This window comes from Rhizobium sp. ZK1 (genome assembly GCF_047782645.1).
Taxonomy (GTDB): Bacteria; Pseudomonadota; Alphaproteobacteria; order Rhizobiales; family Rhizobiaceae; genus Rhizobium.
On the sequence record NZ_CP180586.1, the window covers coordinates 257,421 to 272,339 of the forward strand.

The 14,919-nt window shown below is 59.6% G+C and carries 16 protein-coding genes; 11 read left to right on the forward strand and 5 right to left on the reverse strand.

Annotated features, from left to right (window positions below; all coding sequences use genetic code 11):
• The first annotated feature begins 46 nt into the window (after nt 1–46).
• The 7 genes from ACK9YZ_RS01375 (at nt 47) to ACK9YZ_RS01405 (ending at nt 5,411) form a co-directional block, all read left to right on the forward strand.
• On the forward strand, nt 47–1,048 hold the full coding sequence (locus tag ACK9YZ_RS01375) for a phage tail tube protein (RefSeq protein ID WP_416065427.1): 1,002 nt from the start codon (nt 47–49) through the stop codon (nt 1,046–1,048).
• Nucleotides 1,049–1,696, forward strand: a complete 648-nt coding sequence (locus ACK9YZ_RS01380) for a hypothetical protein (RefSeq protein ID WP_416065428.1) — start codon at nt 1,049–1,051, stop codon at nt 1,694–1,696.
• A gap of 3 nt (nt 1,697–1,699) precedes the next feature.
• Nucleotides 1,700–3,088, forward strand: coding sequence for a sialate O-acetylesterase (locus ACK9YZ_RS01385; RefSeq protein ID WP_416065429.1), 1,389 nt, complete (start codon nt 1,700–1,702; stop codon nt 3,086–3,088).
• A gap of 411 nt (nt 3,089–3,499) precedes the next feature.
• The gene (locus ACK9YZ_RS01390) at nt 3,500–4,282 is read left to right on the forward strand and encodes a lysozyme (protein ID WP_416065430.1); all 783 of its coding nucleotides are present in this window, start codon (nt 3,500–3,502) and stop codon (nt 4,280–4,282) included.
• Nucleotides 4,282–4,749 carry a hypothetical protein gene (locus ACK9YZ_RS01395; protein ID WP_416065431.1) on the forward strand — a complete coding sequence of 156 codons (468 nt, stop codon included), beginning with the start codon at nt 4,282–4,284 and terminating at the stop codon, nt 4,747–4,749. Before ACK9YZ_RS01390 ends, ACK9YZ_RS01395 begins: the two co-directional genes overlap by 1 nt.
• On the forward strand, nt 4,697–5,008 hold the full coding sequence (locus ACK9YZ_RS01400) for a hypothetical protein (protein WP_416065432.1): 312 nt from the start codon (nt 4,697–4,699) through the stop codon (nt 5,006–5,008). Before ACK9YZ_RS01395 ends, ACK9YZ_RS01400 begins: the two co-directional genes overlap by 53 nt.
• Nucleotides 4,980–5,411 carry a DUF1515 domain-containing protein gene (locus tag ACK9YZ_RS01405; protein ID WP_416065433.1) on the forward strand — a complete coding sequence of 144 codons (432 nt, stop codon included), beginning with the start codon at nt 4,980–4,982 and terminating at the stop codon, nt 5,409–5,411. Before ACK9YZ_RS01400 ends, ACK9YZ_RS01405 begins: the two co-directional genes overlap by 29 nt.
• 30 nt (nt 5,412–5,441) lie before the next feature.
• On the opposite strand, the gene ACK9YZ_RS01410 is transcribed toward ACK9YZ_RS01405, so the two are convergent.
• Nucleotides 5,442–6,320: a tyrosine-type recombinase/integrase gene (locus tag ACK9YZ_RS01410; RefSeq protein WP_416065434.1), complete on the reverse strand. Its 879-nt coding sequence runs from the start codon at nt 6,318–6,320 to the stop codon at nt 5,442–5,444.
• A 667-nt stretch (nt 6,321–6,987) separates the two neighbouring features.
• Between ACK9YZ_RS01410 and ACK9YZ_RS01415 the strand changes: the two genes are divergently transcribed.
• Nucleotides 6,988–7,794, forward strand: a complete 807-nt coding sequence (locus ACK9YZ_RS01415; RefSeq protein WP_416065435.1) for a Ku protein — start codon at nt 6,988–6,990, stop codon at nt 7,792–7,794.
• Nucleotides 7,795–7,819: 25 nt separating this feature from the next.
• On the opposite strand, the gene ligD is transcribed toward ACK9YZ_RS01415, so the two are convergent.
• From ligD to ACK9YZ_RS01435, 4 genes are read right to left on the reverse strand one after another with little or no spacing between them, the layout of a single operon-like run.
• On the reverse strand, nt 7,820–10,345 hold the full coding sequence (gene ligD / locus ACK9YZ_RS01420; RefSeq protein ID WP_416065436.1) for a DNA ligase D: 2,526 nt from the start codon (nt 10,343–10,345) through the stop codon (nt 7,820–7,822).
• 2 nt (nt 10,346–10,347) lie between these two features.
• Nucleotides 10,348–11,190 (reverse strand): Ku protein, encoded by an 843-nt coding sequence (locus ACK9YZ_RS01425; protein WP_416065437.1) that lies wholly within the window; start codon nt 11,188–11,190, stop codon nt 10,348–10,350.
• Nucleotides 11,191–11,202: 12 nt separating this feature from the next.
• Entirely contained in the window at nt 11,203–11,436 is a 234-nt protein-coding gene (locus ACK9YZ_RS01430) for a DUF2188 domain-containing protein (RefSeq protein ID WP_416065438.1), read from the reverse strand.
• Nucleotides 11,437–11,467: 31 nt separating this feature from the next.
• The gene (locus ACK9YZ_RS01435) at nt 11,468–11,728 is read right to left on the reverse strand and encodes a hypothetical protein (RefSeq protein WP_216756994.1); all 261 of its coding nucleotides are present in this window, start codon (nt 11,726–11,728) and stop codon (nt 11,468–11,470) included.
• Between the two features lie 154 nt (nt 11,729–11,882).
• Here ACK9YZ_RS01435 and ACK9YZ_RS01440 point away from each other — a divergent pair, with 154 nt between their 5' ends.
• From ACK9YZ_RS01440 to ACK9YZ_RS01450, 3 genes are all read left to right on the forward strand, one after another.
• Nucleotides 11,883–12,311 carry an OsmC family protein gene (locus ACK9YZ_RS01440; RefSeq protein WP_416065439.1) on the forward strand — a complete coding sequence of 143 codons (429 nt, stop codon included), beginning with the start codon at nt 11,883–11,885 and terminating at the stop codon, nt 12,309–12,311.
• A 109-nt stretch (nt 12,312–12,420) separates the two neighbouring features.
• Entirely contained in the window at nt 12,421–13,857 is a 1,437-nt protein-coding gene (locus tag ACK9YZ_RS01445; protein WP_416065440.1) for an FAD/NAD(P)-binding protein, read from the forward strand.
• Nucleotides 13,858–13,970: 113 nt separating this feature from the next.
• Nucleotides 13,971–14,864, forward strand: coding sequence for a DMT family transporter (locus ACK9YZ_RS01450; protein WP_416065441.1), 894 nt, complete (start codon nt 13,971–13,973; stop codon nt 14,862–14,864).
• The last annotated feature ends 55 nt before the right edge of the window (nt 14,865–14,919 follow it).

Here is a 14,919-nt window from a genome sequence, read left to right on the forward strand (position 1 = left end):
CCAACGTCTGACGACGTGGGCAATCCCTAGGAGATGGAGCCCTTCAATGACGGTAGCTGACGGCAGTCAGGTACGGCTTGCCGACGTCTCGGAAGTGACGGCCGGCACGACGCCACCCAACCCTGCTTTCCAGATCATGCGCTATGTGAGCTCCGAAGTTCGCATCAGCAAGCAGACGGATATTCCAAACGAAATCCGCGCAGACCGCAACGTCGCCTCGATCGTCGATGTCGGCCGATCGGTGCAGGGTCCGATCAATACGTTCCTGTCCTACGGCACGTTCGATACCTGGCTGCAGCGGTTGCTCTGCTCGACATGGAGCGGAAACGTCCTGAAGAACGGCGTGGTCCAGCAGGCCGCGACGCTGGAATTTCTCTACGAGCAGGGAGCGGCGGACAGCTATGTCCGCTACCAGGCCTGCCGGTGGAACACGCTGGCCTTGACGCTGCGCGCGCGGCAATCGGTGCAGGCGAACTGGGGCATCATGGGTATCCGCTCGCCGGACCCGACAAATGCCATTCTGGCCGGCGCCACCTATGCCGACCCGACGACGACGCCGGTGTTCAACGCTGGCCTCAACGTCTCCGACATTTCCTTCGACGGTCTCGACAACGCGCCGAAGGTGCAGTCGCTGGTGATGAACATCGCCAACAACATCTATCAGAATGACGTCGTCGGCCGATATGAGCCCTATAGCCACGGCTTCGGCCGCTTCGAGGTGACGGGCACGATCAGCACCTATTTCGAGAACAACGACGCCTATCAGGCGATCCTCGATCATGCCGACGTCGGGATCTCCACGACGATCGTCGATGCGCTCGGCAATTCCTACGTCATCAACCTGCCGCGCACGAAATTTCTCGACGGCGGCCCGACCGTTGGTGGCAACGGCCAGGCGGTCATGATCGAGGTGCCGTTCCAGGCCTATTTCGACGTGACCGCCGGCGCGACGATCGTCATCACGCGCTCCGGCGGCGGCGCGCCCGCCGCTCCTTCTCTCGACTTCTCTTCCTCCAGCAACTCCCAATACATCGGACAGGTGGTTTAAATGGCACAGGTGGATCAAGCTACAATTCTCGACGCCAACGGCAACCCGATTGACGTTGCGACGTTGACCGCGCTCATCAAGCTTATCGGCGACACGACGGGGAATCCTCCAGCAAATACGGTGCTCGATCGCCTGCAGACGATCGGCGACGCGCTGGCCGGGTCGCTCAGCGTCAACCAGGTGAGCGTCGCGCATGATGTCACCGCAACCTTCACCCGCCAGGCAAACGCGACGCCTTACAATGCCGGCGCAGTGGTCGGTGCTGCAGCGGCTGCTTTGACCTTCACGGCGGCCGGCAAGGCTGGAGGTGCTGCGGTGATGATCAACAGTGTTTCGCTTGAGATCGATAACTCGACCTCGCCGGCGACCGCGTGGCGGCTGCATCTCTATTCGGTCACGCCGCCATCTGCGCCGGCCGATGCGGCGGGGTTCGATCTGGTATCCGGCGACCGCGCCTCCTATCTCGACTACATCGATATTCCGGCTGCGGTCGACCTTGGCTCGACCTGCTTCGTCAGCGTCAACAATATCGGCAAGCAGCTGCTGCTCGCGTCCGGCAACTGCTACGGCATCCTGCAGGCCATCTCCGGCTTCACGCCGGGTTCCGGCGACGTCTACAAGATCAAGCTGCACACGATCGAGGTCTGATCCATGGCGATCAACAATCGAAAACTGCGCCTTATACAGGCCGCCGCCGCAAAGGGCGGTGGGGTACCTGTCGTCGATGAACTTGTCGCCATCGCCGGCCAAAGCAACGCGGGTGTTCAAGGCGTTTCCGGCACTCCATCCGGATGGACCGATACGCCGCGCGTCAAGATGTGGAATAATTCCACGAACGTTTTTGAGACCTACAGCCCTGCTGCTGCCACGGCATGGGGGCCGGAAGCAGGTTTTGCGCTCTCCTGGCTTGCTGACCACCCGAGTGGCACGCTTTACATCGTCAAGAATTATCTTGGTGGTTCGCAGCTCGGGGCGGCATCAATCTACGGCAATCTGGGCGGGGCCGCAAAAGATTGGTCACAGACTGCGGCGCAACTCTTTCCAGAGACAACGGCAATTGTCGCAGCGGCAAGAGCGGCGTGCGGCCTTCCACTGAAGTATGTGATATGGGCGCAAGGCGAGGCGGATGCGCAGAACACGTCGGCTACTGCTGACTATGCGACAAACGCCCTTGAGCTTTACACGCATATCCGATCCGACTGGGGTGACGCGAACACAAAGATTTGCGCTCACATGGTCAGCAATCGTTTCGGCGGCTATAACTTTGAAGCTATGGTTGCCAAGCAGCGCCAGGTTGTCGACAACAATCCGTTGAATTTCCTCGTCGACACCAGAGGGTTCGCTTACTACACGGATAACATCCACCTGGTGGCGGCAGGTTCGCTTGAGTTCGGGCGAGCAGCGTATTTCAAACTGACCACCGCCCAGACGTGGTTCGATAAACACGCAGTGCTCGATCTTGATTTCACCAACAGCCGCTTCTTTTATCGGAACCTCGTCTACAACAGCATCGCTGAATTGACGGCGGCAGGCTATTACATATCGGCCGCCGTCGAGAGCATGCCGGTTGATAGGCTTCTCTCATCGCAATTTTCCATCTTCGTGAGCGGTACGAATCCGAACGTCGACAGCGCTACAGCGCAATATGCTGTTTGCATTGATGACGGTAACGATGGCGTCCCGACAGACGAATTCGTTGCGGTATCGCGTGTGGGCACATCAACAAAGTCGTGGGGCATCGTCGTCTTCCATACGTCAACAGCCTCGGTGCCAGGTGGCTCAGGCTCCGTCAATGTGGGCGCCGCCAATGGGACAGACTTTAAAACGGCCGTCCGCGCTCGCACTAATGACATGAATGCCGGTTCTGGTGGTTCGGTCGGGACAACGGCCAGCTCCAGCGCCCCGATGGCAACGGGACTGACCAATTTGGTTCTGAAGAATAGAACGGATGGCACCCGACCATGGGCGGGGACGCTCAAGAGAGTGCAAATTCTGGATTATCTTCTCGATAATGCAGCGATTGCCAGCGTCACTGCATGACTACCAAGCGGTTCGCCGAAGATAGTCTTCGTACTCTTCATCGGTCATCGCTCGGTAAGCCCATCGGCCATCGATGATCTTGCACATGACGTAGCCTTTGATTGGCTGCCTGGTGTTAATATCTGTAACCCACGATGTGACGTGTTCAGGCTGCCACCAATCTTCGCTCCCGCTCAACAGATGAAGCATAAAAAAGCGCCGTAAAGACGCCCAAAGGGAGGTGAGAAAATATCGGGAAGCATCAGAAAAAGGGCCAGCGCGCATTCGTAACCTCCGAGCGTTCTGGCATCATTATCACAACCGAAGTTACTGCGCGATACCCACCGCCCCATCATCAAAGGATAGGGGCCTGATCCCCTTCTGAGCCGCCTCTCGCAGGCGGCATTTTCATATCCAACATCGGAGATAGACATGATCGTGCCTAACTGGCGGCGAGTGATCGCCCTTTCCTTGAGTTTCTGGATGCAGATCGCGGGGCTTTTCGTCCTGATCTATCCGGAGCTGAAATACCGCCTTACCGAGCAGGATTCCGACCCCGTCCTTTTCTGGTGGCTCGGCATTCTGCTCTTGCTGGCTGGCATCGCCGGCCGGCTTTACGAGCAGAGCGAATCCACGTGGCGCGAATGGGTGCGCATTGGTGGCGTGGTCGTCATCCTGTTCCTGCTGGCCTTCCTGTTTACGTCGACAGTCCGAGCCGCCGAGGCGGCTCCGCCGATCACTTCCGCCACCGAGCAGCAAACGCTTGATGTTGCGGTGCCCTTCATCCTAAAGAAGGAGGGTATCCGCCTCGTTGCCTATCTCGACGGCGGGGGCGTGGCGACGATCTGCGGCGGTCTTACTACGGCGTCCGGCATCAAGGTCTATATCGGCATGCCGCCGATGACGATGGAGGAATGCCTCCGCCACATGCGCGTGAAGGTGGCTGAGTATCGCCGTGGCCTGCATCGCTATTTCAACGCAACGACACGTCAGACCCGTCTCCCGGCGACCAGGGACACAGCCTACACCTCGCTCGCCTTCAACGTTGGGATCGGGACAGCGGGTAACAGCACGGCGGTGCGAAGGCTCAATGCCGGTCAGATCGCCGCTGGCTGCGAGGCCATCACCTGGTTCAACAAGGACGGCGGCCGGGTGATCCGGGGCCTATTCGAGCGGCGGAAGGAAGAGAAAGCCCTTTGCCTGATGGGGACGTAATGTTCACCGGATCTGCAGTGTTGAAAATTGTCGTCGAGCTGGTGAAGGCGATCGGAGCCGTTGGCATAACGATCATCGTCATGCTCGGCTACTACGAGGGTGTGCCAGGCCTTCGGGACATTCCCTTCATCAGCCACGTACCCGTCATCCGTGAATTCATCGTCGGACGCGTCCAGTCGGAACGGTCGAAGGCGGCGGAAGCGGCGGCGGAAGGCGTCGTCAGTCGATCAGAGCTGACGGCGGCGCGAGCCGAGGCTGACAGATACCGCAAGCAGGCAACCGAGAACGCGATCTTTGCCGCCGAAGCCCGCCAGCAGGCGCAGGACGCATCCACCAGGCTTGCCCAACAACTCGCCCAACAGGAGAAAGAGAGTGCCGATGATACGGACCCTGATGTCAGTCGCTGGCGTCAGTATGATCTTGACCGCCTGCGCGGGAAGGCAGGCACAGCAGCTCGCGCGCATTGACAGCGCGGCTGCGCAGATCGGCGCACAGCGCGCCGGCGACAATCTTCCCGACTATCCGCCTTACTGTCGCGAGTTAATGCCGGCGGTTGAACCCAAGCTCAACGAACCAATCGACGGCCCACAGAGGCGCTGGATGATCGTTCGTCAGAACATCAACGACAAGATCGAGTGGTGTGCCGACCACTACGATCAGCTTCAGAAATCGCGCCGGGCGGGAGGCATGCAAGGAAATGACGCCAACAAGGACGTCGAACGATGACATCATGCGTGCGCTCGGCAACATAGAGGCCAAGCTCGATGCAGTAGCAGACAGGCAGGATCGCGCCGACGAGATCTTCGCCGTCGAACAGCAACAAGCCCACCGCAGCCGGGCGACGATCCATCAGCGCCTTGATCAGCAGCAACAGCAGATTTCGAAAATGGAAACCACCGTTGCGATCAGCGGTCAGGTCGACGCGCAATTGCGCGACAGCATCGCGGCACTGAAGCATACCGTGACGAGCGAAATTTCTCCGACGATCGACGAATGGAAGCGTATCAAATTCCTCGGCGGTGTCCTTTCGGGCGGATTGATCGCGCTCGGCGTGACGGCGGCCACTGCTGTTGCGTGGCTTTATGACTGGCTGGCGATCGTCATAAGGTATTTTGGCAAGGGGCACTAATCCTCGCGCTCATGCGGTGGTCAATGCCGTCTATATTGTCACGTCGAATTGGACGGCATTGAAGCGATCGGCGACCATCCGGCCGGAATTCAGCCTCGGATGCACATAGATGCCGAGGAAGACAGAAGCGCTCTTCCAGTCGCCAGCTTCCATCGCTGTCCTGATATCGGCGCCCAGCTCGATCGCCGTCGTGGCGAAGGTGTGCCGCCCGCAAAGGTGGCTGGATTTATAGCTGATCTCCGCCCGCCGGCAGACTGCCTTGATCCGCTCGTTGACCGAATGGCGGTTCGTGAAGCGGAAAACACGGTCATCATCTCCTGCCTCTCCCCTCAGATCTCGAAGCCGCGCCGCCAGCTCGTCCGTGAGATGGCGCACCGAGTTGCGGCCAGTCTTGGTCTTCGCGAGCAATGCTCGACGAGACGCGAGATCGACATCTCTCCACCTTAATTCGATCGCCTCGCTCACCCTGGCGGCCGTCTGCGCCATGAACAGCACAAGCGCGGCTAGATGCGGCAGGCGGTCTTTTGTGCATCGCCGGATGAAGGCGTGCATCCACACGGCCGACGCCGGCTGTCTCGGCTTTGCCGGATCTTCCTTCAGCTTCTTGATCCTTATGAGGTTGCACCATCCGCGCTCGTAGCCGTGGTTGATGACGGCCCGCGCCGGCGTGAGCGCCTGGCGGTTTCGTGTCGCGTTGCTCTGTGTCGGGAAGAGCGTGAGCGCCATCTGCCTAACGTCGAACGGATAGATTGAGGCGAGCGGCCTGTTTCCGAAATATTCGATGATAGGATCGATGAAGCGGACATCGCCGCCATGCTCGATGTAGCTGGCGGCGGCTTCGGCGAACGTCTTCTCGCTGAGAATCGGCGCCGCAGTCGGCGCCCATGTCTGAACAGTCTGATGCGTCATGCATCCCTCCAACTCGCTACTTCTGGAGATTTTTCGGCTGGACACATCGCCGAAAAATATAACAAATACGTGGGAACGTTCGTGGTCCAGAGCGGACCTAACCATATTGATTTATAACGCTTTCCGCTTCCCGGTCCTGGGCACCATTCCTAATCCACGCTTATCAAGGACATTGAGTTCCCCAGCGCTGACGTCTTCGCCTGTCGGGTCACCGTGTTCCGCTTTTCCGGTCTGCATCATTCAGACGGGAATGTCGCGCGGTCTGTCAACTGGCGGAAATTCCGGTGGGTGAGGGAATGACGGAGGTCCGAGGTCGAAGCTTGAGAACCAGCCCGGTGACCCGTATTTGCTCTCGTCGTGCAGATCCGGTGGCGGAAATAGTCCGGTGAACTTTGCGTAGGATATGATCACGCCAAAGAACAGCGTGAGGATAAGAGCGAGTTTTTTCGCGCGCGATACATCTTCTTTTAGCATCTGATTGCCTGATAACTGCGACATCGAACCAGTTGGTACGAAATCATGTCAGTAAGTTGTCGAAACGGATATCCGCTTACCTTCCGTGGCTTCTAGCCATCACATCCCGTTGAAATCTGCGTGTCGGGCCCGGATTCCTCTCAGGCGAGCCGCACCGAGCGGAACCTCCCGCCTCAATCGTCGTTTATGGCGCATGGCCCGTCAAACATTCTGGAAAGGCTACCTCAAGCTCTCGCTTGTCACCGCGTCCGTTTCATTGACGCCGGCGACGACGGAGTCGAGCAAGGTGCGGTTTCATGTGCTGAACCGTGCGACGAAAAACCGTGTCGAAAGCCGGTATGTCGATAGCGTCACGCATAAACCTGTTTCCGAGAGGGATCAGGTGAAGGGTTACCCGCGTGGCGAGGATGACTATGTCATGCTCGAGGATGAGGAGATCGAGGAAGTGGGGTTGGAGAGCACCCGCACGATCGATATCGACAGTTTCGTGCCGAGCGGATCGATCGACTGGATCTGGTACGACAAGCCGCATTTCCTGGCGCCGGAAGACAAGGTTGGAATGGAAGCTTTCTGCGTGATCCGCGAGGCCATGAGAGCCAACAATGTCGTCGGCATTGCCAGACTGGTGCTCTACCGGCGCGAGCGCGCCGTACTCCTGGAGCCGCAGGGCAAGGGCATTGTTCTGTGGACGCTGCGCTACGGTGACGAGGTGCGCGAACCGGCAGCCGAACTGGACATGAAGGCAAAGGTCGATAGCGAGTTGCTGGCCTTGATGAAGAAGCTTGTCAAGGAAGAGACGAAGGAGTGGACCCCCTCGATGGTGCAGGATCCGGTTCAGAAACGTTTGAAAGCGCTGATCCGCGGCAAGGAGAAGAGCCTCAAGAAAGCCGCTCCGGCCCGTAAGCCCGCGCCGGTCAAATCGACGGGTAATGTCATAAACATCATGGATGCGCTGAAGAAGAGCCTGGCCGCTGAAGGCGGGCGCGGCAAGCCGCGTTGATCTCCGGCGAGCAGCGCACCAATCATCACGACTTCGACTTGCGCTTCTGCAACGGCTTGGCCGCTGCAAAGAACCCATCCCATGGATCCTTGCTAAGAGCATCGAGGCGCGCAGGCGTGTTGTCGACGGTGAAATAAGCAGGGCCGATCTCGGTTGTCAGTTCACTCCATTCCAGCGGCATGGAGACGGCGGCACCTGGCCGGGCGCGCGTGGAATAGGCGGCAACAGCAGTGTTGCCGCGGCCGTTCCGGAGGTAGTCGATGAAGATCTTGCCGCTGCGCTTCGCCTTGGTTGCGGTTGCAAGATAGCGATTGGGATCATCTTTCGACATGCTGTCGGCCAGCCACTTCGCAAAGCCTTTCACATCCACCCAACCGGCTTTCGGCTCAAGCGGAGTCACCACATGCAGGCCTTTGCCGCCGGAGGTCTTGACGAACGCCGCAAGGCCCTCGCCCTCGATACGCTCCTTCAGTTCGTAAGCTGCCGCTATCACATTTTCCCATGGCACGTCCTCGCCGGGGTCGAGGTCCATGGTGATCATGTCGGGCTTTTCCCAATTGTCGGTGGTCGTGCCCCAGGGATGGATTTCCAGCACCGCCGATTGCACCAGCGCTACGACGCCATCGAAATCGGTAACACGCAGCAGCTTCTCGCCGCTCTTGTCCTTGGGGTCGGTGATTTGCGCGATATGCTCGTTCATACCTTTCCAGGCGTGCTTCTGGAAAAAGCGCTGATGGCCGGAAATACCGTCGGGCAGGCGCAACAGGGCAAGCGGCCGATTGACCACATAGGGGGCCATGAAGCGCCAGACCTGCGCATAATAATTGGCGAGACCTTCCTTGGTGACGCCTTCGTCCGGCCAGTAGATGCGGTCGGGATGCGTTAGTGTCACAGCCGATTTCGGCAGGTTTTTCGCGGTCGTCTTTTCCATCTCGCGCACAACATCCTTTGCCGGCTTGTCCTCCCGCAATCCCCGGAAGGCCGCATGGCGCAGATTACCATCGGCCGACCATGCGCGGAACTCCACTTCGGCAACGAGCTGCGGCTTGACGTAATGCAGGCCGCGCCGCTCCTCGGCGGTCAGCTTGTCGTCGAAGGAATTCTCCTTCATCTCCATCGCCGACAGCCGCTCGTAAAGCATCTGCGCCGTCGCCACCGTGTACCCAGTGCCGACGCGGCCGACATGCTTCAGCGAGCCATCCTCGTAGTAGCCCATGGCGAGCGAGCCGATGGCATTCTTCATCGCGGTCGAGGGTACGTAGCCGCCGATCACGAATTCCTGCCGCTGCGAACATTTGGATTTGATCCATTCACCCTTACGGCCGGAGACATATTTGCTGTCACGCTGCTTGGAGACGACGCCTTCGAGACTGAGCCTGCAGGCATGGTTCAGCACCAGGCCGCCATTTTCATTGAAATGCGTGCTGTAGCGCAGCTTGGCGCTGTCTTTGGGAAGCAGCTTTTCCAGCAGGTGTTTGCGTTCGAGAAGGCTTACATTTAGCAGACTGTATCCATCGAGATAGAGCAGGTCGAAAGCATAGAAAACGAAGCGGTCGTAGCGACCTTGGCTGAGATCGTGCTGCAGGGCGGAGAAATCCGATGCGCCGGTATCGCGCTCCACCACGAGCTCGCCATCGATGATGGCCATTTCGGCCTGCAAAGATGCAAAGGCATCAACGACGTCCTTGCCGAATTTCTCTGTCCAGTCGAGACCGCCGCGTGTCAGCATTGTCACGCGCCCGTCCTCGATCTTCACCTGCAGCCGGTAGCCATCGAACTTAATCTCGTGGATCCACCGCTCGCCGGCCGGCGGTTTCGGCTTGAGCTTAGCAAGCTCCGGCTCGGTGAAGTGAGGCATGGGCGCCTTTTTTGCACCTTTCGGCCAATCCCGATCCGGTGCCGGGGGTTTTGCCTTCCGCGCCGCCGCCTTGGTCTTTGTGGCGATAGCCTTGCCGCCATCCGGTCTGGAGTGCCAGGTAGCGTCGGGATTCTCCGCCACTTCTTCGATTTGCCGACCGGTTTTGGCTGATTCGGAGCGCTCTTCGAGAATATCGGCACCGCCCTCATGGCGGGCTTCTGCGTCGTCGCCCTTGATGAGCAACCAGTTCTCGCGCTTCTCGCCGGGCTTTCCATGCATGCGCACCAAATGCCAACGTCCCTTCAGCTTCTCGCCGTCGAGTTCGAATTCCATATGCCCTTTGCGGTAGGCCTTGTGCGGATCGCCTGTTGGCGTCCAGGTGCCGCGATCCCAGATGATGACCGTGCCGCCGCCATACTGGCCCTTTGGAATGATGCCTTCGAAATCGCCATAAGCGAGAGGATGGTCCTCGACATGGACGGCCAGGCGCTTATCCTCGGGATTGAGGCTCGGTCCCTTGGTGACGGCCCAGCTTTTCAGAACGCCGTCCATCTCCAGCCGAAAATCATAATGCAGCCGCGTGGCATCGTGCTTCTGGATCACGAAGCTGTTGCCCTTGGCGCGGCCCTTCTTTCCACGCGGTTCCGACGTGATCTCGAAATCGCGTTTTGCCTGATAGGTCTCGAGCGCCATGATCAGCTCGCCTTCCTGCTGCTTCTATCGGAGGTCTTGCGTGCGGCAGGTTTTTTCGCGGGTGCTTTGCCGCCCATTTTCGCACTTTGGCGCAGGGCCTCCATGAGATCGACCACCTTGCGCTCGGGCTCGCGCTTGCGTTTCGGCGGTGCGCGACCTTCGATCTTGGCTTTCACCAGTTCGACGAGCGCGGCTTCGTAGCGGTCGTGATATTCACTTGGATCGAAACGGCCCTCTTTGGTCGCAATGATATGGCCGGCGAGATCCAGCATCTCCTTGTCGAACTTGATATCGGGAATGTCCTTGAAGACAGAGCTTGCTGAGCGCACCTCATAATCGAAGTTCAGCATGGTCGCGATGATGTGGTTGTCATGCGCGCGGATGAGTAGCGTGCGGTTGCGGCGGAAGAGCACGGCTTCGGCAAGGGCTGCCACTTTGCCGTCAAGCATGCCCCTGGCAATCAATGCGAGGGCTTCCGCATCATGTTCGTCGACTGGTGCCAGATAGTAGGGACGGTCGAAATAGAGCTTGTCGATCCCATCGCAGGGAATGAAGCCTTGTACATCAAGCACCTTGTCGCTTACGGGCATGATCTCCGAGATCTCATTACCTTCGATGAGGATGTAGTCGCCACTTTCCATCCTGTAGCCCTTGACCTGGTCGTCGCGTTCCACCGGCTTGCCGGTTTCGCTGTCGACGAACTGCCGCTCGACGCGATGGCCGGTCCTGCGGTTGATGATGTTGAAGGAGACACGGTCGGAAGAGGAAACGGCCGTATAGAGGCCAACGGCGCAAGCAAGGTCGCCGACCTTAAGATGGCCCTTCCAGCTCGCGCGTGCTCCCATCGTCTCCTCCTTTCAGAGCCTGCTGTTGCTTTTGTCGGTTTCGATCGGCTGGAATTTCCAGCCGCTTCCATCCGGCGCCGGATAGGCGAGCAGCGCATCGCCGCCGCCGATTTTCTGACGCGCAGCTGCGTTTCTTGCGCGATCCATTGCCTGTTCTGCCGTGGCGTAGGGTTCGGACAATGTATCGCCGAGCTTGTAGGCCCAGCCATTGTCGTGCGGAACGATCTGATAGGTGATGTCGGCCATGTGCTTCCTCCTCGTCAGCCGTTCTGGTCATTCATTGCCGGGGCGAGCGACTGCGCCCGTCAAGCGCGATGATCTTTTCAAGCGATGCGATATCCTCGCTGGTGACGACCGGAACCGGGTCGGCGGCGATCGCTTCCAGTACTTCCTTGGATACCGCACCGTTGCGGATTGCCCATTCCAACGTCTCGCGTGTCTCCCGCTCGGCCTTGAGCTGCGCATAGAGCGCGACGATCAGCCGGTCGCGGGCATCCATACTTTTGTGCTTGCGGTCGATGTGGCGGACATTGGGCATGAGAAAAACGTGCCTCTTCATGAGGTTGCTCACGAAAAAACCGCTGAAGGGTAGAAAGGTTCCGTTCAGCAGCGCTCAGCGAAAATCAAATCATCGCATTGCGGCTTTGAGCCGGAAACACTATCTGAAACCTCTATTCGATAGAGGATTTCAAATGGCCGATCTCAAGGCTCGTCCCCGTCCCACAGGTGCAAATGCCGTTCTCGGACGTACTGGTTTCCCGCACGTCACGTCGGTCACTGGCGGCGAGATCGATATCGTCACCAGCCCATCACAGCCAGGCTTTAACCCGCTCGACCTGCTGTATTCCTCGCTTTCGGCATGTCTTGTGCTGAGCGCCCGCATGGCGGCAAGCCAGCTCGGCATTCTCGACAAGATCACCGAGATCACCGCCGATGTAACCGGCGAGAAGGCAGCGGAAGGGCTGTCGCGTGTCGTGAAATTCAACATCGCTTTCTCCATCAAGGGCGATATCGACGAGGAAACGCGCCGCAAGATCGCGCATATGGCCGAAGACGAGATCTGCACGGTCAGCAACACCATCAGAGGCACGCCGGAATTCGCAACCACGATCTCCGGTTGATCGGGCCGCGGCAGGTCTCTACATAAAAATTAGACCATTGGATCGGAGCATTGCGTGGCCTTCATGCTCCACCTATGCTCCGGCATCGATTGAAATAACGCCGGCTGAGATGCAGTCCCAGACACAAGCTCCGACCGAACGGAAATCCCAGCGGCCGCTTGTCGCCATCATCGGCGGCGGCGTTTCCGGGGCGGGTGTCGCCTATCATCTGCTGAAGCTTGCCGGCGAGGATGCACCCGATATCGTGGTCTTCGAGCCGCGTCCCATGCTGGGCCGCGGCCTGGCATACGACACCGTCGATCCGGCGCACCGCATCAATGTGCCGGCCGCCAAGATGAGCCTGCAGCCCGATGATGTGGAAGAATTTCAGCGCTGGATCGAGGCGAACAATGCTGTGCGCGACGATCCCGAAGCCGCACGCGAGAACGGTCAGCTTTTCCCGCGCCGGCGCGTATTCGGCGATTACGTCGGATCGCTTCTCCAGCCCTTCCTGAAATCGGGTGCCATTAGCCATCGCCGGGCGACCGTGACCGGCATCCGCCGCCGGGGTAATGGCTGGGCGATCCTCGATGACAAGGGCGGGCTGACGGAGGCCGATATCGTCGCCATCGCCACCAGCCATCCGCCACCGGTGGCGCCGGGCAGGCTGGCGGCCATTCTTGGAGAGCACCCACGCTTCATTGCCGACACCACGAAATCGGGTGCGCTCGAAGTCGTGCGGCCGCATGACAGGGTTCTCGTCATCGGCAACGGGTTGACGGCGGCAGACGTGATCGCCTCCCTTTCACGAAACGGCCACGACGGCTCGGTTACCGCAATTTCCCGCCGCGGCCTTCGTTCGCGCGGTCATGCTGCCGTCCCGCAGGAGGCGTTCGGTGATTTCATCTCCGAGCCGGCATTGTCAGCCGTCACGCTGCTGCGCCTTATCCGGCAGACGATCCGCCAGGCGACCGAACGTGGCCAGAGTTGGCATGCCGTGATTGATCAGGTGCGCGGCCAGGGCCACGATCTCTGGCGTAGTTTGCCGGTTGTCGAGCGGCGCCGGATCGTTCGGCATCTGCGGCCTTATTGGGACGTTCACCGCTTCCGCATCGCGCCGCAGGTGGAGGAAGTGCTCGATGCCGCAATCGAAGCCGGTAGGCTGGAAATCCTTGCGGCATCCGTGGCCGATGCGAAGGCCGAGGGTGAGGCGATCCACATCACATTCCAGCCACGCCATGCACGCGAAAAATTGGAGAGGACGTTCGATGCCGTCGTCGTCACGACCGGTCCTGCGCATGGCGGCATTTTGCAGACGCAGCCCTGGCTCGGCGAACTCGCCAGGGAGGGCTATCTCGCCCTCGACCCGACCGGGCTCGGGCTTGCCTGCAGCGAGCACTCCGAGGCTCTCGGACCGGAAGGCAGGGTGATCTCGTCGCTGCTCATTTCAGGCCCGCTTGCACGCGGCACGTTCGGGGAGTTGATGGGGTTGCCGCAGATAACGGAACATACAGTCTTCGTCGCACGTGAGATCGCTGAGAAGCTGAAAGCGGCATCCGCGGGATAATTCGCGAACTATTTCTGATCGATCTGTCGTTCTCTGACTGTCATCGGCCCGCGACTCCTGATAATCGCAGCGTAGCGGCCTGACCGAAAGGTCGCGCAGAAAGCATCGAGATCATGTCGCAGGCTGCTTCCGCCGTTTCCGAAACTCCCTCTTCCAGTCGTCTTCCGCTTGTCGCCCTCATCCTCGGCGGCGCGGCGATCGGCGGATCACCGATCTTCGTGCGGCTTTCCGAAGTCGGGCCGATGGCGACGGCCTTCTGGCGTGTGGCGCTGGCGCTGATCCCGATCTTCATCTTTTCGCTTTTGCGCAAGGATACCGGCCCCAAACCGAAGAGCCTTGCCGATTACGGTATGCTGATCCTGCCCGGCGCCGTGCTGGCGCTTGATCTCTCCGCCTGGCATCTTTCGATCACCATGACCTCGGTCGCCAATGCGACGCTGCTCGCAAACCTCGCGCCGGTCTTCGTCACCGCCATCGGCTTCCTGTTCTTCGGCGCCAAGGTTACCCGCATCTTCGTGCTCGGCCTCGTCCTGGCATTGGCCGGCGTGGTCGTGCTGAAGGGCGGACCTACCGCATTCGGCAATGGCGACCTGCGCGGCGATGGTGTCGCCATGATCGCCGCCTTCTTCTACGCCTGCTACATCCTGGCGATCGGCGCGCTGCGCAGCCGTTTCGATACGATCCGCATCATGCTGTGGAGCACCGCCTCTGCCGCAGTCGGCGTCTTCCCGCTCGCTTTCTTCTTCGAAGGCCACATGCTGCCGGCAAGCCTTTATGGCTGGTCGGTGGTATCAGGCCTCGCCTTTGTCAGCCATGCAGGCGGGCAGGTGGCGATTGCCTATGCGCTTGCCTATCTGCCAGCGGCCTTCTCCTCGCTGACATTGCTCCTACAGCCGGTCGTGGCGGCCATTCTCGCCTGGGCTCTGCTCAACGAGCACATCACGATAATGCAAGCCCTGGGCGGCTTGATCGTTCTTGCCGGTATCATGATCGCAAGGCGAGGGTGATCCCGCTTAAAGGAAGCTTGACCATTGGCTGTTAGACCTGTCCCGCAGTTCGGAC

Bases quoted from the DNA above. Each gene is read 5' to 3' on its own strand.
- ACK9YZ_RS01375 (WP_416065427.1), top strand. From the start codon at position 47: ATGACGGTAGCTGACGGCAGTCAGGTACGGCTTGCCGACGTCTCGGAA.
- ACK9YZ_RS01380 (WP_416065428.1), top strand. From the start codon at position 1,049: ATGGCACAGGTGGATCAAGCTACAATTCTCGACGCCAACGGCAACCCG.
- ACK9YZ_RS01385 (WP_416065429.1), top strand. From the start codon at position 1,700: ATGGCGATCAACAATCGAAAACTGCGCCTTATACAGGCCGCCGCCGCA.
- ACK9YZ_RS01390 (WP_416065430.1), top strand. From the start codon at position 3,500: ATGATCGTGCCTAACTGGCGGCGAGTGATCGCCCTTTCCTTGAGTTTC.
- ACK9YZ_RS01395 (WP_416065431.1), top strand. From the start codon at position 4,282: ATGTTCACCGGATCTGCAGTGTTGAAAATTGTCGTCGAGCTGGTGAAG.
- ACK9YZ_RS01400 (WP_416065432.1), top strand. From the start codon at position 4,697: ATGATCTTGACCGCCTGCGCGGGAAGGCAGGCACAGCAGCTCGCGCGC.
- ACK9YZ_RS01405 (WP_416065433.1), top strand. From the start codon at position 4,980: ATGACGCCAACAAGGACGTCGAACGATGACATCATGCGTGCGCTCGGC.
- ACK9YZ_RS01410 (WP_416065434.1), bottom strand. From the start codon at position 6,320: ATGACGCATCAGACTGTTCAGACATGGGCGCCGACTGCGGCGCCGATT.
- ACK9YZ_RS01415 (WP_416065435.1), top strand. From the start codon at position 6,988: ATGGCCCGTCAAACATTCTGGAAAGGCTACCTCAAGCTCTCGCTTGTC.
- ligD (WP_416065436.1), bottom strand. From the start codon at position 10,345: ATGGCGCTCGAGACCTATCAGGCAAAACGCGATTTCGAGATCACGTCG.
- ACK9YZ_RS01425 (WP_416065437.1), bottom strand. From the start codon at position 11,190: ATGGGAGCACGCGCGAGCTGGAAGGGCCATCTTAAGGTCGGCGACCTT.
- ACK9YZ_RS01430 (WP_416065438.1), bottom strand. From the start codon at position 11,436: ATGGCCGACATCACCTATCAGATCGTTCCGCACGACAATGGCTGGGCC.
- ACK9YZ_RS01435 (WP_216756994.1), bottom strand. From the start codon at position 11,728: ATGCCCAATGTCCGCCACATCGACCGCAAGCACAAAAGTATGGATGCC.
- ACK9YZ_RS01440 (WP_416065439.1), top strand. From the start codon at position 11,883: ATGGCCGATCTCAAGGCTCGTCCCCGTCCCACAGGTGCAAATGCCGTT.
- ACK9YZ_RS01445 (WP_416065440.1), top strand. From the start codon at position 12,421: ATGCAGTCCCAGACACAAGCTCCGACCGAACGGAAATCCCAGCGGCCG.
- ACK9YZ_RS01450 (WP_416065441.1), top strand. From the start codon at position 13,971: ATGTCGCAGGCTGCTTCCGCCGTTTCCGAAACTCCCTCTTCCAGTCGT.